Origin of the sequence: Nemorincola caseinilytica, assembly GCF_039540515.1 — a bacterium.
Taxonomy (GTDB): domain Bacteria; phylum Bacteroidota; class Bacteroidia; order Chitinophagales; family Chitinophagaceae; genus Nemorincola; species Nemorincola caseinilytica.
The window spans coordinates 331038-351351 of record NZ_BAABFA010000004.1; the positions used below are offsets into that span (position 1 = coordinate 331038).

Sequence of the window (20314 nt, forward strand, 5' to 3'; positions counted from 1 at the left end):
AGCCGTGGAAAAGTAGCAACTTCTCGCGAACAGGAACTAATTTTACGCCCGTATCTTATATGGCAGTGATGTTCAAAAGTGGTCTTTCTATTCTTCTGTTCGCAGCATGCCTCGGCATGTCTGTGCTGGCATATGCACAGGGTGGCGCTATAGCCACCGATAAAAAGAAGGCCACTGCCGATAGCATAATGCTGCCCGGGAAGGTACTGTGGCAGCCCAACCCCAAGAAAGCAGGTCTTTACTCGGCACTGGTGCCGGGGCTGGGGCAGATATACAACCGCCAGTACTGGAAGCTGCCTATAGTATATGCCGGGCTATCGGTAGCGGGCTACTTCATAGTGCGCAACGGGCAGGAGTATAGGTCGCTGAGGCAGGCATACATAGGCAGGCTGGGCAATGGCCCGTATACCGATAAATATGTAGGCATTTACGATGACGCTTCGCAATTGAAGCAGCTACAGGACGATGCAGAGCGCCTGCTGAACATGACGGTGGTATTCAGCGGGGTGGCCTATGTGATGCAGGTACTGGATGCCATAACATCGGCACACCTGCGCAATTTCGATGTGTCGCGCGATATATCGCTGCAGCTGAGGCCCGTAGTATTGCCGCAGGGCGCTGCAGGTGTAGGGCTGGTAATGAACTTCAGGTAAACCTCGGGTAGGGAACAGGGCTATGCTCTCGGCTCCCGTTCACCGCTCTCCTTATGCGGGTTGCATCTCTGCATACTGCCGGGCTATCTCTCCAAAGATGTCCTCTATGTGGTTAAGGCTGTCGGTAGAGACCAGGCGTGTACGGAATTCCTTTACATGCGATAGTCCCTTCAGGTAGCTGGCATAGTGGCGGCGCATCTCCAGTATGCCCAGTTTTTCTCCCTTCCACATCACAGAGCCCTGCAGATGCTTGCGGCAGGCGCCCAGGCGCTCGGCTATGGTAGGTGGCGGCAGTATCTCGCCGGTGGCCATATAATGCTTTATCTCCCTGAATATCCACGGGTAACCTATGGCCGCGCGGCCTATCATTATACCATCCACGCCATAGCGGTTGCGGTATTCCAGGGCTTTTTCGGGGGTGTCTATATCGCCATTGCCAAAGATGGGTATGTGTATGCGTGGGTTGTTCTTTATTTTGCCTATCAGGGTCCAGTCGGCATCGCCCTTGTATAGCTGCATGCGCGTGCGCCCGTGTATGGATATAGCCTGTACGCCTATATCCTGCATGCGCTCCACCACTTCCTCTATGTTGCGGCTATCGTGGTCCCAGCCCAGGCGGGTCTTTATGGTCACCGGCAGGCTGGTAGATCGTATACAGGCCTTGGTGAGGCGCACCATCAGGTCCAGGTCTTTCAGTACGGCGGCGCCTGCGCCCTTGCACACTACTTTCTTTACCGGGCAGCCAAAGTTTATATCCAGCAGGTCGGGGTTGGTGGCATCCACTATTTTGGCGCTCATGGCCATGGCATCCTCATCGCCGCCGAATATCTGTATGCCTATGGGACGTTCGTAATCGAAGATATCCAGTTTCTGGCGGCTTTTGATGGCATCGCGTATCAACCCCTCCGATGATATGAACTCTGTATACATCAGGTCGGCACCATTCTCCTTACACACCGCGCGGAATGGCGGGTCGCTCACATCTTCCATAGGGGCGAGCAGCAGCGGAAACTCGCCCAGGTCTATATTACCTATCCTGGCCATAAAAAACGCTGCAAAGTTACGGAAAATGACCGGGAGTGGTGGGGTGGGTGCTTTATAGCCCTCCTAATGCAGCTATAAGCGCACTGAAGCCCGGTCTCTTACCCACTTCCGGTAGCAGGCAGGCATCGCGCATTTTTTCCAGTTCCACCAGTGCGGTATGTGGGCCGGGCGTGTGGCAGAGCGATAGCAGGTCATCGAGCAGGTAGCCCAAGGCGCATATCTCTATACGCTCCAGGGCATAGGCCGTGGGGGCATCCGCAATATCGTAGAAAGAGGCTGCGCCGAGGTCGCCCAGCAGGGTAGTGGCCTCATCATCTATAAGGGTATTGTGCGCGTATAGGTCGCCATGCATTATGCCGCGGCCATGCAACTGCTGTGCCACAGATGCTATGGTGCGGGCTACCTTCAGTACCTGTGCTACAGAAAGGGTGGTACCTTCTTTAAAGACATCGCGGGTGCAGGTAGCAAAGGTGGGCGGCAGGCCCAGGTTGCAGAAGCGTGGTGAAATAAGCTCCATCACCAGGCCATTTTTGCCATCGGGGTGCTGTATTACCTGGCCTATGAGGCCTACCAAGCCGGGATGTGTGCCTGCGGCCATGAAGGTGTCCATCTCGTCCTGCGGCAGGCCATCGCTGGTAACGGCGCCTTTGAAGAGCTTGACGGCCACATCTTTGCGGTAGCAGCCATTGAGCCATACGGCCTTGTAAATGACACCCGATGCACCCTCACCCAGTATGTGGTGAACATCGAGCTCCGGCCATGCGATATGGGGGACAGATGTGCCATGTGTACCCGTACCAAGGAGGTTTCCCGAGAAGGCCAGCCATGCCAGCCGGGGCATAGATAGCAGCCATTGGGGCAGTGCCGTTAGTCGGTTGGCAGAGATGCGCAGCAGGGCCAAGTGGCGGCAATTGCTCAGTTCTTGCGGCAGTTCGCTCAGCCGGTTCCCGGCCAGCATCAGTTTCTGCATGCGGTGGCACTTACCTATCTCGCCGGGCAGTGATGCTATGCGGTTATCGGTCAGTATCAGCCAGCGTATGTTGGGGTTCAGCGCCCGTTGGGGAACGGTCTCTATCTTATTGGCTTTGAAGCCCACTATGTCCAGCGCAGGCAGGTCGGCCAGTACTTCGGGCAGAACGGTAAAGGGATTTTCGGAACAGAAGAGGATACGCAGCTTTCGCAGCCTCCCCAGGTCTGGCGGCAGTTCGCTCAGCCGGTTGCGCGATAGGTCCAGCACCTCCAGCGTATCTGCCAGCGCGAATATCTCCTCGGGGAAGTGGGTAAGGTCTTCAGAGAGCTTCAGTATGGTAGTGCCGGCGAGGTCGCCATTGCGCAGTTGTGCCAGGGTATGCATGATGTGTTATTCGTCCTTTACCCCTTCCGGGAAAGACATGCGAATTTCGAACTTTTTTCGGCAGCAATGAATAGCAAAGCTCTGTTATCGATGCTCTGGCGTTCTATAGTAAAATATGCGCCCCTCCCACTGCTACACAGCAATAGCGGGTAACGATACAACGCTCTGTCTTGCAATTTCCTATATGTCTGCAGTGTGTTGATGTTTTATCTGCTCAATATTTTATTAATTATTGGTAAGAATTATTAGCTTTTTTTAACAGCCTCAGGTACGGTTTTTGTGCCCTTTTTAGTGAAATAAAGACCACTCCTATGAGAACGAACAGACTGATACTGACCGGTATCTTTTTATTGATGCTGATCGGTGCCCTTGCCTGCCGCAAGGATAAGAACAACAACGACGATACCGGGCGCATAAGCATGCGGCTTACCGATGCCCCGGCCGACTACGATGCGGTATACATCGACATTCAGCAGGTAGAGTTCAAGATGCGTGGCCGCGCCGCCATCATGCTCACCCCCAACAGGCCCGGTATGTACAACGTCCTCAACTTCAGGAACGGTACCGATACCCTTCTTGTCAATACCACCGTGCCCGTGGGCGATATAGAACAGGTAAGACTGATACTGGGCGCCAATAACTATGTGGTGGTAGATGGCGATACTTATCCACTCACTACTCCATCGGGCCAGCAGAGCGGAGTGAAGCTGAACCTGCATACTACTATCGAGGCCAATGCTTCCTACGATATGTGGATCGACTTCGATGCAGGCAAGTCGGTGAACCATACCGGCAGCGGCAAATACCAACTAAAGCCCGTGATACGCGCCTACAGCGCCCTTACCAATGGCCGCATAGAAGGATATGTGTTACCCCTCAGCGCTATGGCCACGGTATATGCCATCAATGGCGCAGATACGGTATCTGCCATACCGGCCCCTGATGGGCACTTCGTCATCAGTGGCTTGGCAGAGGGCTCTTACCAGCTATACATAGAGCCCGCCGTGCTCACCTTTGCTTCCTTTAGTACCAATGTCAATGTCTCTTTCGGCGTCATCGCCAATGTAGGTACTATTACATTGCTATAGGCGCTACATGCGCCAACGAAAAAAGACAGGCGAAAGCCTGTCTTTTTTCGTTGATATAGTTCTTTGCTTTTCTTAGTTCAGGAAGCGGTAACCTACAGATACCTGTATAGATGAGTTCGTCACCTTTGTTCCCGAAATAGTGCTTACGTCTGTAAGGCCATAGATGTAACGTGCGCCCACTATGAACTTCAGCGGCAGGTTCACTTCTACACCGGCAACTGCAGACAGCTCTGCAGACTTGAACTGGTCTTTCACATCCACATCGTTCTGCTTTGCCGACAGCATGGTAGTGAATTGCGGGCCCACATGCAGTTTCAGCCTTTTGATGGGTGCATACTCGAACAGTACAGGCACATCCAGCATTACCGTTTTTACAGATGGTACGGTAGAGATAGAGTAGTCTATCTTGGCCGACTTTACCAGGCCTTCCACGCGCACGCCCATTTTTTTCTTCGAAACGCATACGAATGCTCCGGCAACGAAACCGCCTTTGTAGGCATCATCCAGGCCACCGCCATCTACTTTCTGCATATTGGCGCCTACCTTCACGCCAAGAGATACTACGGGTGCTACTTTCTTTACTACGCCCAGTTGTGCATGGGCCGTGCTGGCGCAGAACAGGGCAGCCACGGCAGTTGTGATAAATGTGAGTTTCATGTGTTAGTTTTTTTGCAAAGATATGGGTAAAGCTTTCGTTGGGCCAAATAAAGTATTGTTCGTGTATTTAGCCAGGTCTTTCTATCTTATTTCCGGTACTGCCGCGCTATCTCCTTCATCTGGTTCAGTTTCAGCAGGGCTTCTACGGGCGTCAGGGTATTGATGTCGGTCTCATCCAGCAGTTGCTGTATGCGGCGCAGATCCTCCGTCACACCGTCAAATATGTTCAGCTGATAATTATCCGCAGGCTTTATCTTCTTTACTTTTTCCTGCACATTGGTATTACTGTCCGCACCCGTATCGGCATGTTTTTCTTCCAGTTGTGCCAGTATCTCGTTGGCGCGATCCAGCAGGTTAGGGGGCATACCCGCCATACGGGCCACCTGTATACCAAAGCTGTGCCTGCTGCCACCCGGCGCCATCTTGCGCAGGAATATCACCTTGTTCCCTGTTTCCTTATGTGTTATGTGGTAGTTGCGCACCCGTGGCAGGTGGCGTTCCAGTTCGTTTATTTCGTGGTAGTGCGTGGCAAAAAGGGTCTTGGGCCTTGCCGGGCTGTTGTGCAGGTATTCCACTATGCTCCACGCCAGCGATATACCGTCATATGTGCTCGTTCCACGGCCTATCTCGTCCAGCAGCACCAGGCTGCGCTCGCTTATGTTGTTAATGATGCTGGCCGTCTCGTTCATCTCTACCATAAAGGTGCTCTCGCCCCCGCTCAGGTTGTCCGATGCCCCTACCCGGGTGAATATCTTGTCCGTAAGCCCTACTGTGGCTGCGGTAGCAGGTACAAAGCTGCCCATGTGCGCCATCAGCGTTATCAGGGCCGTCTGGCGCAGCAGGGCGCTCTTACCGCTCATGTTGGGGCCGGTGAGTATTATGGCCTGCTGCTCTGTTTTGTCCAGCGTTATGTCGTTGGCTATATAGCTTTCGCCCGGTGGCAATTGCTGTTCTATCACAGGGTGACGCCCCTCCTTTATCTCCAGCACCGGCTCGGTTACCATTACCGGGCGGTGGTAGTTATACCGCTGCGCATTTGCTGCAAAGCACAGCAGGCAGTCCAGTTGCGCGGTCACATTGGCATTGTGCTGTATGGGCGCTATGTATGGTTCTATGGCTGCCAGCAGTTGCTGGTACAGGTCCAGCTCTATGGCCAGTATGCGGTCTTCGGCGCCCAGTATCTTCTCTTCGTACTCTTTCAGCTCGGGCGTTATGTAGCGTTCCGCGTTCGCCAGTGTCTGCTTGCGTATCCACTCTGCAGGTACTTTTTCCTTGTGTGCATGTGTCACCTCCAGGTAGTACCCGAACACATTATTGTAAGATACCTTCAGAGATGTGATGCCCGTGCGCTGTGCCTCCTGCTGCTGTATCTGCAGCAGGTAGTCCTTCCCGCTACGCGATATGGTGCGCAAATGGTCCAGCTCGGCAGATATGCCCTCGCGTATCATACCTCCTTTGGCGGCTACTGCCGGGGCATCCTCTGCTATAGTGTCTATTATGCGCTGTCTTATCTCTGCCAATGGCTGCATGGGCATGGCCAGGTCACGCAGTGCCTCATTGTCGCAGGCTACACACAGCTCGCGCATATGCTGCATATGGTATATGCTGCGGGCCAGTTGCAATACCTCTCGCGGGTTCGCCTTTTTCAGCGGTATCTTGCCCACCAGCCGTTCTGCATCGCCCGTCTGTTTTACCAGTGCGCTCAGGGCATGGTTCATTTCCTGCTCGCGTACAAAGTAGCTCACGAGGTCCAGCCGCTGCTCTATGCGCTGCATGTCGTAGAGGGGAAATATCATCCACCGCTTCATGAGGCGTGCGCCCATGGGCGTATGCGTATGGTCTATGGCCTGCAGCAGGCAGCATCCCTGCTCGTAGCTGCTGTGTATCAGTTCCAGGTTGCGGATGGTAAAACGGTCCATCCACAGGAAGTCGGTGGCCGTTATGCGCTGCAGTGTGTTCATGTGCTGCAGGTTGGCATGTTCCGTATCTTTCAGGTAGTGTATGGCCACGCCGCAGGCCACTGTGGCAGCCTTCATATCTTCTACGCCATACCCCTTCAGCGACTGCGTCTGGAAGTGTTGCAGCAGTAGCTCATAGGTATACTGCTCGCGGAATACCCATTCATCCAGTTGAAAGGTATACACCTTGGTATCGAACTGCTCCCTGAATCGCTTCACCTGCGATTTGGACAATATGATCTCTGATGGCTGAAAGCTCTGCATCAGCTTGTCCATGTATTCGGTATTGCCCTCGGCGGTATAGAACTCTCCCGTCGTTATGTCCAGGAAGGCGATACCACACATGGGTTCGGCCAGGTGCAGCACGGCCAGGAAGTTGTTGGTGCGGTTCTCCAGCAGCTTGTCGCTGGTGGCCACGCCGGGTGTCACCAGTTCGGTCACGCCGCGTTTCACTATGCCTTTGGTCAGCTTGGGATCCTCTAGCTGGTCGCATATGGCCACGCGGTAGCCCGCCTTTACCAGCTTGTGCAGGTAGGTCTCCAGCGAGTGGTGCGGAAAACCCGCCAACTCTACAGATGATGCCGAACCATTGGCACGCTTGGTAAGGGTAATGCCCAGTACGCGCGATGCGATGAGCGCATCGTCGCTGAAGGTCTCATAGAAATCGCCCACGCGGAACAGCAGCACGGCATCAGGATATTTTGCTTTGATATCCTTGTGCTGCTTCATCAGGGGTGTTTCCGCTACATTTTTTGCCACGCCCCAAATTTACTCTCTTGCACCCGCACTGCGAATGAGTATATACCGCATGTTGGGGCAGTGTGGATAAATAATAACGTGGAAGATAAAAGGGGCAAGGTCATTTTCTTATTACCCAATTCTCCGTTCTTATATCCTTTAGCCTGATAAAGTCTTTTGTATTATCGGTCACCAGGATCAGGTCATGTTCTATAGCGGTCACACCTATCAGCAGGTCGAATTCATCGTGAATTGGTTTCCCCGCTTTTTTAAGTCTCACCTTCTCCTTTGCATATCTTTTATAACAGCCGGAAATAGGTATGATGCCAAGACCGGACAAAAATGCATCCACTGCTTTATTCGATCGGGCAGGGTCATTGCTGTTCTCAGCTCCATATCGTAATTCCAGTACGGTTATTTCAGAGATATAACAATTGGTGAGCCCTTTTTCCTTTATGATATCATTCAGATCTAATTTGCCACGCAAATAAAATACACAGATACTCGTATCTAATAGGTAACGCATCAGAGACGTATATCTTTTTTGCTGAATTTTCTATTCGCCTTAATATCCTTTATGATGTCCTCAGCAGAACTGTCTGATACGAATGCGCCATAAGAACGAAAGAAATCCCTTTCTTTTTTTCGATCGTCTTTTCTTACAGACCGAAGAAGACGCTCTATCAACTCCAGTTTACTGTCTGGCTGAAGGCCTTTAAGCATGTCGGAATAAGCATCAATGATATGTTTGTCTGTAAATGTCATCTATAACAAAGATAGGAGATCTGTACATAGCAAACCGGGTACCGAAACTGATGTTTCGGTACCCGGTAATATAGTTGTTGGTTATGCACCTTACTACTCCAGCACTACTTTCTTTGTTACGCTACCTGCGTCGGTATGTACGCTCACAAAGTAAAGGCCTCTTGCCAGGTCTGCGGTATTGTAGCGCAGTTGCTGTTTGCCGCTGTACTTTCCATCTGCTATAGCCGCTATTTCCCTGCCTGCCATATCGTGCAGCGTTATGCGTACATGCTGTGTTACAGGTGTGCTAAAGGTTATGTTCAGCTCGCCGGTGGCAGGGGTGGGGAAGAGCTGTACATCGGCCAGGGTCGGGTCCATATCGGGCACCCCGGTTATCTGCATACCTGCAAATGCTATGAAGCGATAGTCGGGAGTGGGCGATCCCACTTCTGTCACTGTCTGTATGGTCAGCAGTGCCGTATGATAGTCGGGCTTGTACCAGTCGTAAGACAGTATCTCATACGTCTTCATTATAGGTGTGCCAAATACATTTGCGCTGTCGGTAAAGGTCTGTGTGGTCTTTACGCGCAGTACATTGTTGTCGGTACGGCCGGGCAGCTGCAGGGTGCCCCAGCCATCGCATGTCACCGTGATGGTGCCCGTATGGTGCGCCGTCAGCGGGTTCAGGTGAAAGGTACCCTCATAGGTATCGGTAAAGGTATTGGGGTAGGTAAAAGGATAGCGTATCTGGTCGGCCGCATTGGTCAGTATCAGGTTCGTGTCAGGCGATGCATAGTAACCTAGCTGCGCCAGCCGGGTAGAGTTGGCTATGAGGTAGGTAGTGGCATCTGCCGTTATGGACGGCCCTTTCAGCGCTATGGTGGCCGTAGGATAGTTAGAGAAGTACGGTGTGGACAGGCATGATACGGCCCTTCCGGTATCTACCGAGGTCACGGTAAGGCCATTGGCGCCCGTGGCGAAATTCCAGGTGATGCTGGCTCCCGCCGGGCCCGGAGTGATGCCCGTAGTATCGCATATGCGTAGCTGGAAAGCCTCGCCGATGTGCGGGTTAAAATTGTCTCCTGTAAGTGTGGCCTGTGCGAATGAGGTAGTAGCGGCAAGAAGGGATGCGGAAACTAATAGTGGTCTAAGCATAATAGGTAGTTTTAGGTTATGAAGAAGGATATATCTTTTCAAAGGTAGCGCATATTATCATATGGTGTAATGAAATACTGCGTACATGCGCCATCTCATTTTGCTGCATTCCGCCAAATGCACCATTTTTGCGGTTCTAAATGCCAAATTATATGGATACCACCGCCACACAGGAAGAGATAGTAGCCCTATACCACCAGGCACTGCAGCAATGGAATAAGCGCAATGCTGCCGGTATGACGGCCCTGCTCGCGCCCAATGGCACCTTCATAGGGTTCGATGGCAGCCAGCTCAATGGCCAGCAGGAGATATATTCCGTGTTCGATGAGATATTCACCCACTTTCCCACCGCGGCCTATGTAAGTATCGTAAAGGAAGTACGCATACTATCGGCCGACGCAGCCCTGCTGCTGGCCGTAGCAGGCATGGTGGCCGAGGGCCATACCGATATCACCCCATCTGTCAATGCCATACATTCCATCACCGCCACCAGGATAGATGGCAACTGGCGCATCGCCCTCTTCCAGAACACACCCGCCGCCTACCATGGCCACCCCGAGTTGGCTGAACAACTTACGGCTGATCTGAGGGCTGCGATGAATGGGCAGGTGTAGATATGTAATACTTTCCATTCGGGGTATGGGCAAGCTGGATAACTATGCCAAGTAGGCGCCGGGTCCCTGCCCGGCACAAGGCTATGCATAGGAGACCCAGCTATGACGTAAAGATAAAGTTGGTGTATGTGTTTCCTCGATCATCTGCCTAATATAGTCGCTACTCGTCCTCGTTTACAACGAGGATGCCACGGCAGGGCGTTTGTAACGCCCGATACATATGTAGCACATCACATCCTCCTCACCATCCTTTCCAGGTCCTCGGGGGTGTCTATACAGTGACTTTCGTAGGTGGTAGGTACACAGCGTATGCGGTAGCCGCTCTCTACCCATCGCAGTTGCTCCAGCGATTCCGCTTTTTCCAGCGCCGATACCGGCAGGCGCGTTATGGCTTCCAGTATATCGGCCCGGTAGGCATACATGCCCACATGGCGGTAGTAGGTATGGTGCAGGTGCCACTCGCGCTCGTCCACACCCTTTATAAAGGGTATCGTCATCCGGCTGAAGTAGAGGGCCTCGTTGCGGCTGTTCAGCACTATCTTCACCTCGCCCTTGTCGGCCAGTTCTTCATAGCTGCGTACGGCTATCATCTGGGTGGCTATCTCGGTAGTGCCATCTGCCAGCGCTGCCGCCAACTCGTCTATCTGTGCAGGTACTATAAAGGGTTCATCGCCCTGTATGTTCATCACATAGCGGTAGCTGCCCTTTAGCTGCAGCAGTGCCTCGTGGCAGCGATCGGTGCCGCTGGGGTGGTGTGCTGCCGTCATCACCACATTCCCGCCAAAGCTGCGTACATGTGCGGCTATGCGTTCATCATCGGTGGCTACCACCACGGTGGACAGCGCCTTGCTCATCGATGCCTGCTCATATACACGTTCTATCATCGTCTTGCCCTTTATATCGGCAAGGGGCTTGCCGGGAAAACGGGTAGACGCATAGCGCGCCGGTATGATACCTGCTATCATTTGGGGGTATGTTCTGTGATGCGTGAGTCGATGAATGAATAGAATGCCGGCGAGGGTATGTTGCGGCTGTTCAGGTAGTCGCGATAGTGCTCGCTCCATGTGGCCCGCTGCATTATGGTCTCCTCGTAGCGGCCGCTCAGGGTCTTTATCAGCTCTGTGGCCTCGCGAATGGCATTGCTGCCGCCATCGTTGGCGGTTATATAGTCGGCCATGCCCCGCTCCTGTGCCAGGCGGTGCAGCATGGGTATACCCTTGCGCCCTATCATCACGCGCAGGCCGCACATAGATGCCACCTCCAGGTCGGTTATATCGTCAAAGAAATAGGCTACTTCCGATGGTTGTATATCGTGTGCTGCGCACAGGTGCATCAGCGCATCTTTCTTGTTCTTTATACCGTAGTATACCGCATGCAGGTGCTCGCGCCGGGCAAATGTGAACGCCACGGGGTTCTTCTCCCCGGTAATGATACCTGCTATGGGATTGCGGCCCTTGCGTATATAGTGGTTGAAACGAAGCATATTGATGCCCATAGAATCCACCTCGTTGAAGGGGCTCGATCCATCGGCACCCTTGCTGCCATTGTTGAACACACCATCCCAGTCGAATATCCAGGCATTGATGCCCGGTATACGCTCTGCAATAACATCAGCGGCGGTCACGAATGTGCCGCCGAAGATGCTTTTTGCCAGTTCTATATTGGTGTCGTTCATATGCTGACCTCTCCCCATCCCTCTCCGAAAGATAGGGTGGTATTGTGTAGGGTCGAGTAAGGGGTACGCCCTTTTCGACTATCTACTAATTACTATCTACTTTCGACTTAAAAACCCTTCAGGTCCTGTATGTCCAGCATGCCCACAGGCCTGTTGTTGCTGTCCACGGCCAGTATGGTGTCCACGCTCGTCTTCTTGAAGATGACCGCGGCATCGTTCAGCAGGGCGTCCACATTCACGCTTATAGGCGTTTTGTATTCCAGGCCGCCTATCTTCTTGTCCAGTATATGCTCGCCATCGCTCTGCAGCAGCCTGCGCAGGTCGCCATCGGTAAATACGCCTATGGTATCGCCCGCATCGTTCACCACGGTCACACAGCCAAAGCCGAAACCTGTCATCTTCACTATCGCGTCCTTCAGGTTGGTATCGGCATGTACCAGCGGGTTCACACCATTTATGGCATCCTTCACACGCACCGTCATCAGGCGGGTATCAGTGAGGAACTGCTCTGTACCTACAGTGGTGAAGTTGTTCTCCGTGAGCGACTTCAATATCTTCAGCGGTACGGTTATGGTATGTGCGCCTGCGCTCAGTGCATTGCGTACATGCTCTGAGTTGCGCACCGAGCTGAACATGATCTTTGTATCATACTTATAGCGCTCCACGGCTTTTACACACTGCTCTACCAGCGCCACGGCATCATGGCCCTGGTCTTGCAGGCGGCCCACCAGCGGGCATACATAGTTAGCGCCTGCCTGCATGGCCATATAGGCCTGCTGCAGGGTATACACCAGGTGTACATTCACCATCAGACCCTTGTCGCGCAGCATCCTGCACGCACGCAGGCCTTCCAGCGATACCGGTATCTTGAAGACCGTCCTTTTCGGGTCCAGGCCCAGTTCCAGCTGGCGCACAGCCTCCTTTACCACATCTTCCGCGGTATTGCCCAGCGCCTCTATCTGCAGTACAGGCACTATTTTAGACAGTTTCACTATAGTGCCGTCTATATCGGTTATACCTTCGCGCTGCATGAAGGTAGGTGTAGTGGTAAGACCAGTAAGGAACCCCAGTTTGAAACCTTCTTCGATCTCTTTTAGGTTGGCCGAGTCAAGATATAATTCCATTTTATGTTGTATTATGTTGTTATCGTGTGTTTACTTTTCCTTTAAGGCCTGCAAGATACTCTCTTTTATCAGTTCCTGTATTTCACCTCTATGGCATGTAGCTCTATCAGCGGTTTCAGAAACTCTTCCAGGTCATATACGCATAGCTGGCTGGCGGCATCGCACAGGGCCTTCTCAGGCTCGGGGTGCGTTTCTATGAATATGCCGTCCACACCTGCGGCCACACCTGCGCGGCTCAGTACCGGCAGAAATTCCCTTGCACCGCCTTTCGCATCGGCGCTGGGTATGCCGTACTTGCGTATGGAATGCGTTATATCGAACACCACAGGGTAGCCTATCTGCGCCATATGGTAAAAGCTGCGGGGGTCTACTATCAGATCGTTATAGCCCATAGTATAGCCGCGCTCCGTCAGTATTATCTGGTCGTTGCCTGCGGCCACCACCTTGCCCACGGGATGCTTCATATTGTCGGGCGCCAGGAACTGGCCATGTTTTATGTTCACCACCTTGCCCGTTTTGGCCGCCGCTACCAGCAGGCCCGACTGCATACACAGGTAGGCCGGTATCTGCAGCACATCGCACACCTCGCCGGCAGGTGCTGCCTGGTCCGGGTAGTGTATGTCCGTCAGCAGGGTAAAGCCGAACTGCTCCTTTACCTTGGCCAGTATCTTCAGCCCCTTGTCCAGCCCCGGGCCGTCATAGTAGCTCAGGTTGCTGCGGTTGTCTTTCAGGAAAGACGATTTGTAAATGATGGGTATGTTCATACGCGCACTTACTTCCTTCAGCTTCTCGGCCGTCTTCATCATCGTCATTTCATCCTCTATCACGCACGGCCCCGATATCAGGAACAGCTCCTCATTACCACATACTATATTGCCTACTATTACTTTTTTAACGCTCATTTTATTTTTTTTTTACCACAAGGGGCACTAAGGATATTTCACAAAGGACACAAAGTTTTTTCACTAAGTGCATAAAGGGGGCTTTTTACATTCTCCGGTAGAGGTCCTCTATCGTCTTTATAGTTACTTTTTCTTTCCAGTCGGGCCCTATGGCGTGGTTCCACATATGTGGCAGGTTGTAGGCCACATGTGCCATGGCGGTTATCTGCTCGTCCGTCCATGTTTTGGCCAGGCCGGTAGGCAGGGTCACATTGTGGCGGGTAAGCATCTGTTTCAGCTCGCGCACGCCCTCGCCATAATAGTCCTCCAGGTGCTGAAACGCCAGGCAATTGGCATAGCAATGTTTCTCTCCCAGTATCTTCGATAGCCCGTAAGACAGCGCATGGCATACACCCACTTCCGAGTAGGTAAGGCTCAGGCCGCCCATCATACTGGCCACCATCAGCTTGTCATCGTTCTCGGGGTTCTGGCCTGCGTTCTCGCCCAGGTATATCTCTCGGCACAGTTTCAGCGCCTGCTCGGCATAGGCATGGCTATAGGCATTGTTCAGAGTGCCCTGCTCCGATTCTATACAGTGAATATAAGTATCCATACCCGTATACAGCCATTTGTCCACGGGTACGGTCACGGTCAGTTCGGCATCCAGTATCACCTGGTCGAATACCGTCCAGTCGCACTTCAGCCCCAGCTTTTTCTCAGGTCCTGTAAGCACTGCCGTCATAGACACCTCTGCACCCGTACCCGATATGGTAGGTATGCCCAGGTGGTAAATGCCCGGCTTCTTTACCAGGTTCAGACCCTGGTATAGGGTAGAGGAGCCCTCATTGGTGAACATCAGCGATACTGCCTTTGCTATATCCATTATGCTGCCACCGCCTATGCCTATCACACCCGCAGGCAGGCCATGTTCTTTCAGTACGGTATCGCGCAGTTCGTCTATCTGCTCGGTAGTAGGCTCGTGCGGGTCCACATCTATAAAGCGTACCACATCGCCATTTTTTACCGGTAGTCTGGTGGCCAGGTCTTTGCCATTGAAGAAATCATCTACCACATACAGGAAAAAACGGTTGTTCTCGTTGCGCCTTTCCTCCAGTATGCTCTCCAGCATAGAGAAACTACCCCTGCCGAAGACCACTTTACCTATATTCTTGAAATTCTTGTGCATTATTTTCCTAAGCTATAAAAACTTTTCTAAACACCTTTAAATTCTGTGAGTACTTCTCCATTGACTGTGTAAATGACTTTTGACGAATTGTCAATGTTCTTGTTATAATGGTCATATCTATGAGTGCAAAACTTAGTAAGAAACTCCCCTTGAATACCGTTATCCCCAGTTTTGATTTCTTGTATGTCCGAGATTATTTTCTCAATATCGATAACATTATATTCTTTTTCGATTATTTCACCTTTTTTGGGACACATTGTATTTAAATTCTCAGCCCATAATGTTGACCTCCCAATTCCGTGAATCAGATGTCGTCTGTCCTCATTCACAGAATTGATTTTTTGAGTAATCTTATCCCAATCGTTTTGGAGGAGGGGGAGATTTTTATATATGAAGTCTCTGATAAATTTCAGTCTATCACTAAGGGATAATGGAGAATACCTAGTATACCCATCTTGGCAATAATTTAGATAAGTAATGATTGAACAATATTGAAGTAAAGCGGTTTCCATTGTAGAAAATTCCACCATGAAATTGCCCAGTATCTTATAGTGTTCATCTCGTTTATAGAACATGTTCATGTATAGAACTATTTACGCATTCACCATCATTGCCGCCTGCGCGCATTTGGCTATGTTATTGGCCAGTGCGGTCACTTCCTCCTCTGTCCATGTGCAGCGTATACCGAACGATATGAGCCTGCCCACTACTTCCTGCGACTTCGGCAGCTCCATTGCAGCATAGTCCTGCGAAGAGCCGAATTTCTGCACAGGCAGCGCAGCCGCGGTACGCATCTGTTTCAGGTGGTCCCACTGGTTCACAAAGTGGTACATGTTGGTATACCAGTAGTTGAAGCCGCCCACACCTGACTTGTTCAGTTCGGCCACGGTGCGTTTTGCGGTATCGGTATCGGGCAGCAGCAGGTTCAGGAAGGTAGCAGAGTCCCCATCGGGGTCTGCCAGCCTTGCAAAAGATATACCCTCCGTCTGCGACAGTATATCTACCAGCATCTTTTTGTGTTTGCGGTTGGCCTCGCGTATCTGTGGCACCTTGCGTGTCTGCGCCAGTCCCACGGCCGCGTGCAGCTCGCTTATGCGGTAGTTGAAGCCCAGCACGGGGTGCTGCTCCATGCCGCGGTTATTGCCTTCGTGGTTGTGGCCATGGTCGGCATAGGCATCGGCTATCTTGTATACCTCTTCGTCATTCGTTACGAATATACCACCCTCGCCGGCCGTGGCTATCTTGAAAAAATCGAACGAGTAGCTGCCGGCCGTACCGAACAGCCCGGTGGCCGTACCCTTGTACGATGCCGCGAAGGCCTGTCCGGCATCTTCTACCAGCACCAGGTTGTAGTCGTTCACCACCTTCATTATGGCATCCATATCGGCCATGCCGCCGCACATATGCACCAGGCATACCCCCTTGGTCTTGGGGGTTATGGCCTTTTCTATACCTTCTGCGCTCAGGCACAGGGTCTCGTCTATCTCGGCAAATATGGGTATCGCACCCAGGAACAGCACTGCCTCTACACTGGCTATGAAGGTAAAGGGTGGTACTATCACCTCATCGCCCGCGCCTATGCCCGACGCTGCCAGCGCCGTGGCTATGGCAGCCGTGCCATTGCATACCGCATGTACATATTTAGCGCCCGTCAGCTGGCGTACCTCGGCCTCGAACTCGCGGGCCTTCCATATGCCATTGCGTTGCTGGTCGTGGTTGTAGCGGAACAGCATACCTGTTTCCAGTACGTCATTTATCTCTTTGCGCTCTTCGCTGCCGAATAGTTCAGTTCCTGGCATAAAAATGTATAATGTGGTGGAAGGATGTTTTTTGCGTTGCAAAGATAGTAACGCCGAAGCACAAACAATTGTTATAAAAGAAGGTACACGGGTCATTCCCGCCCTGTCATGCCATTTTGCCTGAGCCACTGCGAATACTGTATAAAACAGAAGGCGTGATGGCGCATACTATCGGCCAATTTATGGTCTGTACCGCCCGTTTCCCTGCCATTATCCAGGTCTATAAGGTACTCATGTCCGTCTTTATGCCATATATATAGTAAATGTTCGCTTGTGATCCCTATTTTATCGTCCTGGCTAAAAAAAGCCCATCTGCCGGGATGCCTCAAAAGATCGGTACCCAGTGTGGCCTGATCGTTATAGCCGCCCAGCAGGCCTACTATGGTAGGGAAAATATCTATTTGTCCTCCCGGGTCGTTCTTTACCGCCTGTTGCAGCCCCAGGTGTGGCCCATATATGATAAAGGGAACTCTGTTGTAGCAAAGCGGCATACCTGCATAAGATGGCCCGTCGTAGGAGCCATGATCGCCTGTAAAAACGAAGATGGTGTTGGCGTACCACGGGTGCGATGCGGCCATCTGCATAAAACGCCCTATGGCCCAGTCGGCATATTCTACACAGCCCCCGCGCACTTCGGTATGATGCGGGCTGAAAGGTATATTGTCGGGCAATATATATGGGCTGTGGTTGCTGCTGGTCATCAGTGTGGCAAAGAACGGCCTGCCCGCGCTGTGGCATTGGTCCAGCGTCTGCAGCGAGTTGTCGAACATCTCATGATCGGCTACTCCCAGCACACTCCATATCCTCCCCTCCTTGTAGTCGCTTTTGGTCACTATTTGCTGCATGTGATTGGCAGAAAGGAACCCGCTTACATTATCGAATTCCCCGTCATGTGTTGTGAAATATATGGTCTCATAACCTCGCTTTTTGAAGTAATAGGGCATACCCCGGAACGACGGTATGTATGCCCCCTCCATGGTATGCCGTGCCATAAGTGCCGGATGGCCGTAAAGGACCGAGAATATACCATTGAACGTATGTATGCCTGCCGAGTAGAAATTGTGGAATGAAATGCCGCGCTCTGCCAGCGTGTCCAGGTTGGGGGTAAGGGCATTGCCATTGCCCATTGCTGCAGTATAGTAGGCGCTCATGCTTTCCATCAATACCAATACCACATTGTAGCGCTTTTCGTCTCCTGCATCATATACTTGTATAGGCGCGTTAGCAGGTCTATGCAGGTAATTCTGCACATAGTCTCGCGCTATGGTGTCGTTCACAAATGCCAGCGGCCTGTTCTCGTCCTTCCATCCGTCGGTCCAGCTCCATACCAGGTTGAACATGGGGTTCAGGCCTGCTTTGTTGGCAAGGTCATATTCGCAGAAATAAGAGGTTCCGGGTTGTATCGGCGACCGGCCCTCTACCCGTCCCCGTATGGCCAGCAGTATACAGCCTGTGAATAGCAACGCCTGCGCTGCTGTAGCCCATTTTGAAGATAGCGGCCTGTGCTGCATACGCGCGGCCATTTCTGTCGAATATCTTTTGAATGTCCGTCGCATCAGCAGGTGGTACAGGTACAGTATCGCTACCCACAGCCCTATATACATAAGCCATTTATTGTCCTGCCATATCATTTTAAGTATGAATTCCGGCGAGGCCGACCAGTTGAGTATCGTGATGTTGAGCCTGCTTTGGTAGTTGCCATAGAATGGCAGATCGGCGATGCAACCAAGGAAACACGGCGAATAGAGCAGGAAAAGTAAGGTATGTACCGGGCGCAACTCATGGGCGCGTGGCCGGGCGAACGCCCACAGAATGAACACATACAAGAACGGCGCCAGGAGGATATAGCCGCTTATCACGGTATCGAAACGGAGGCCCATGATAAAGGACCGTGCAACGATAGCAAACGTGTCTCTGCGGGGTAGCTGGGCTGCATTGGAGATATACAGCAATACGCGGAACAGTGTAAAGAATAGGATTCCATTCAGGTATACGGATAGTATATACCTTGCGGGTACAAAATTTCTCATAAGGGTATGGGTTGCCGGCAGGGTAGGTGGCCGGTCTGCAGCATCAGTGCATGCAGATGCCAAACAAAAGCAATAATGGTGCCAAACTGGAAATGATGGAGGCGGTATGCGTTACAGGCTTAGAAATAGCCCAGGTACAGCTTTGAGTGCGTGGTATACTCCATGCTCACCTCATCGCCCTCCTTCATGGCCGTAAAGTATTCCGGCGATACCTCTATACTTATCTTGGTACGGGAGTCGGTGTAGAAATAGTAGGAATTCTTCGTGGCAACGAATATCTTTTTGGTTATGAAGTTCGTCTCTATGGTCTTGGTGCGCTCCCGCAGGTCCATTATGAGCTTATGGTGAAAATGCCGGTAGCTGGCATAGGTAGCTACCGATACTATGGTGAGCAGAATGCCTGTTGTAACAAAGAACCTTATGTACGAAAATGCGTTCGGCGCACCCTCATATGCCCTGTACCACGACGTGATGAACGGTACCAGAAAGCTGGCAGCCATCAGCACCCGGTATACCGAATAGTACTGGCGGCGCTCTTTTGCTTCCTTGTTCACCAGGAAGCTCACTTCGCCAGCCGTCAGCGGTTCCTTATATTTCCTTATCTCGAAAGGCACAGGGGCAGACTTGTCTTATTGTTATAACGTAAGTTACGAAAATATATTCTACGTCTTTGGGAATTGGGAATTAGATATTGGTATTGGGGCTTGGAGTTTGCCCTTTGGAATTTGGGATCTGGAATTTGGAATTTGGAATTTGATATTTTGGATCTTCTAAGGCGCTACTTTCAGGTCGCCATACACCCGTGTAGAATCGGTGCATATGAAATCGAACGTTGCCCTGAAGACGGGGGTGCTCTCTGTCACTATCAGTTGCCCATATGCCGCGAATTTCTCTACGCTGGGTGTCTCGGGTACGAAACTTGCTGCCGCATCCACACTGTCTATCTGCAGTGTGTCCAGTGCGCCCGTGTATTTAGCTATCCACAGCTTTATGGTAGCCCCGCCTGCGGGCATCACGGCCTCTATGTACATCGATGACGCTGTGCCATATGTACCCTTCGTTGTCTTTACCAACTGGCCCGATGAGTAGAATTTGTAGCTGCCCACTGTAGCTGCCACATATGGGTCTACGGGTTTCTCCTTCTTACCGCATGCCGTTAGCATACATATTGCCAGCAAAAGGTGCGCAGAAAGGTTCTTCATGTAACAATGGCGTCAAAAAAGCGACCATGCAGTAGTGGCCGCCCATCAGCAGGCCGCAAAGTTAATAACATATGGCCACCGCAAAAAAGAAATATGCCCGGGCCCGTTATGGCTTTTTGAACATGTCCTCCAGTATCTTCTTGGTCTCCTCGGGGACGCTACCGGTGTTCACGGCTATCCTGTTCAGCAGCCTGCAGGCGTACTCAGCAGTGCATTGGTCTCTTTTTGCAGGGTTATCCGCTCGTTTATCTTCCAGTACCAGTTATTTATCTCTCTGCATACCAGGAAGATGACCACCAGCACCAGGAAAAATATGACGATATAAAATAGGTTCTCATCCATTTTTTTGTAGTTTTTGGGAAATGAAAAATAAACAAAAAACATTCAAATACCTGTCATTTATATAAATACA

At 51.7% G+C, this 20314-nt stretch carries 20 protein-coding genes; 3 read left to right on the forward strand and 17 right to left on the reverse strand.

Annotation, left to right across the window (positions count from 1 at the left end; all coding sequences use genetic code 11):
* Window positions 1-59: 59 nt before the first annotated feature.
* Window positions 60-653, forward strand: coding sequence for a DUF5683 domain-containing protein (locus ABD843_RS02185; RefSeq protein ID WP_345077820.1), 594 nt, complete (start codon window positions 60-62; stop codon window positions 651-653).
* Window positions 654-704: 51 nt separating this feature from the next.
* Here ABD843_RS02185 and dusB read toward each other — a convergent pair whose 3' ends face one another.
* Both dusB and ABD843_RS02195 read right to left on the reverse strand, forming a co-directional pair.
* Window positions 705-1697 (reverse strand): tRNA dihydrouridine synthase DusB, encoded by a 993-nt coding sequence (dusB, locus tag ABD843_RS02190; RefSeq protein ID WP_345077823.1) that lies wholly within the window; start codon window positions 1695-1697, stop codon window positions 705-707.
* Window positions 1698-1749: 52 nt separating this feature from the next.
* Window positions 1750-3051: a leucine-rich repeat-containing protein kinase family protein gene (locus ABD843_RS02195; RefSeq protein WP_345077825.1), complete on the reverse strand. Its 1302-nt coding sequence runs from the start codon at window positions 3049-3051 to the stop codon at window positions 1750-1752.
* Window positions 3052-3362: 311 nt separating this feature from the next.
* Here ABD843_RS02195 and ABD843_RS02200 point away from each other — a divergent pair, with 311 nt between their 5' ends.
* Window positions 3363-4139 (forward strand): DUF4382 domain-containing protein, encoded by a 777-nt coding sequence (locus ABD843_RS02200; protein ID WP_345077828.1) that lies wholly within the window; start codon window positions 3363-3365, stop codon window positions 4137-4139.
* A 72-nt stretch (window positions 4140-4211) separates the two neighbouring features.
* On the opposite strand, the gene ABD843_RS02205 is transcribed toward ABD843_RS02200, so the two are convergent.
* The 4 genes from ABD843_RS02205 to ABD843_RS02220 form a co-directional block, all read right to left on the reverse strand.
* Window positions 4212-4796, reverse strand: a complete 585-nt coding sequence (locus ABD843_RS02205; RefSeq protein ID WP_345077831.1) for a porin family protein — start codon at window positions 4794-4796, stop codon at window positions 4212-4214.
* Between the two features lie 86 nt (window positions 4797-4882).
* Entirely contained in the window at window positions 4883-7513 is a 2631-nt protein-coding gene (gene mutS, locus ABD843_RS02210) for a DNA mismatch repair protein MutS (protein WP_345077834.1), read from the reverse strand.
* 100 nt (window positions 7514-7613) lie between these two features.
* Window positions 7614-8018 carry a type II toxin-antitoxin system VapC family toxin gene (locus tag ABD843_RS02215; protein ID WP_345077837.1) on the reverse strand — a complete coding sequence of 135 codons (405 nt, stop codon included), beginning with the start codon at window positions 8016-8018 and terminating at the stop codon, window positions 7614-7616.
* A gap of 332 nt (window positions 8019-8350) precedes the next feature.
* Entirely contained in the window at window positions 8351-9391 is a 1041-nt protein-coding gene (locus tag ABD843_RS02220; RefSeq protein WP_345077840.1) for a T9SS type A sorting domain-containing protein, read from the reverse strand.
* Between the two features lie 152 nt (window positions 9392-9543).
* Between ABD843_RS02220 and ABD843_RS02225 the strand changes: the two genes are divergently transcribed.
* Window positions 9544-10005: an SgcJ/EcaC family oxidoreductase gene (locus ABD843_RS02225; protein WP_345077843.1), complete on the forward strand. Its 462-nt coding sequence runs from the start codon at window positions 9544-9546 to the stop codon at window positions 10003-10005.
* 230 nt (window positions 10006-10235) lie between these two features.
* Here the strand turns inward: ABD843_RS02225 and kdsB are convergent, their stop codons facing one another.
* The 11 genes from kdsB to ABD843_RS02280 all read right to left on the reverse strand — a co-directional run bounded on the left by kdsB (window position 10236) and on the right by ABD843_RS02280 (window position 20244).
* On the reverse strand, window positions 10236-10970 hold the full coding sequence (gene kdsB / locus ABD843_RS02230) for a 3-deoxy-manno-octulosonate cytidylyltransferase (protein ID WP_345077846.1): 735 nt from the start codon (window positions 10968-10970) through the stop codon (window positions 10236-10238).
* Window positions 10967-11680: a hypothetical protein gene (locus ABD843_RS02235; RefSeq protein WP_345077849.1), complete on the reverse strand. Its 714-nt coding sequence runs from the start codon at window positions 11678-11680 to the stop codon at window positions 10967-10969. Before ABD843_RS02235 ends, kdsB begins: the two co-directional genes overlap by 4 nt.
* Before the next feature lie 107 nt (window positions 11681-11787).
* Window positions 11788-12804, reverse strand: coding sequence for a transaldolase family protein (locus tag ABD843_RS02240; RefSeq protein WP_345077852.1), 1017 nt, complete (start codon window positions 12802-12804; stop codon window positions 11788-11790).
* 68 nt (window positions 12805-12872) lie between these two features.
* Entirely contained in the window at window positions 12873-13706 is an 834-nt protein-coding gene (kdsA, locus tag ABD843_RS02245) for a 3-deoxy-8-phosphooctulonate synthase (RefSeq protein WP_345077854.1), read from the reverse strand.
* 85 nt (window positions 13707-13791) lie between these two features.
* Window positions 13792-14871 carry an iron-containing alcohol dehydrogenase family protein gene (locus tag ABD843_RS02250; RefSeq protein ID WP_345077856.1) on the reverse strand — a complete coding sequence of 360 codons (1080 nt, stop codon included), beginning with the start codon at window positions 14869-14871 and terminating at the stop codon, window positions 13792-13794.
* Window positions 14872-14897: 26 nt separating this feature from the next.
* Window positions 14898-15452 carry a hypothetical protein gene (locus ABD843_RS02255; protein WP_345077859.1) on the reverse strand — a complete coding sequence of 185 codons (555 nt, stop codon included), beginning with the start codon at window positions 15450-15452 and terminating at the stop codon, window positions 14898-14900.
* 12 nt (window positions 15453-15464) lie between these two features.
* Window positions 15465-16670 (reverse strand): DegT/DnrJ/EryC1/StrS family aminotransferase, encoded by a 1206-nt coding sequence (locus tag ABD843_RS02260; protein WP_345077862.1) that lies wholly within the window; start codon window positions 16668-16670, stop codon window positions 15465-15467.
* A 92-nt stretch (window positions 16671-16762) separates the two neighbouring features.
* Window positions 16763-18700, reverse strand: a complete 1938-nt coding sequence (locus tag ABD843_RS02265; RefSeq protein WP_345077865.1) for an LTA synthase family protein — start codon at window positions 18698-18700, stop codon at window positions 16763-16765.
* 119 nt (window positions 18701-18819) lie between these two features.
* The gene (locus ABD843_RS02270; RefSeq protein ID WP_345077868.1) at window positions 18820-19314 is read right to left on the reverse strand and encodes a hypothetical protein; all 495 of its coding nucleotides are present in this window, start codon (window positions 19312-19314) and stop codon (window positions 18820-18822) included.
* Between the two features lie 156 nt (window positions 19315-19470).
* Window positions 19471-19902, reverse strand: coding sequence for a hypothetical protein (locus ABD843_RS02275; protein ID WP_345077871.1), 432 nt, complete (start codon window positions 19900-19902; stop codon window positions 19471-19473).
* 183 nt (window positions 19903-20085) lie between these two features.
* Complete coding sequence (locus tag ABD843_RS02280; protein WP_345077874.1) at window positions 20086-20244, reverse strand: hypothetical protein; 159 nt, start codon at window positions 20242-20244, stop codon at window positions 20086-20088.
* Between the last annotated feature and the right edge of the window lie 70 nt (window positions 20245-20314).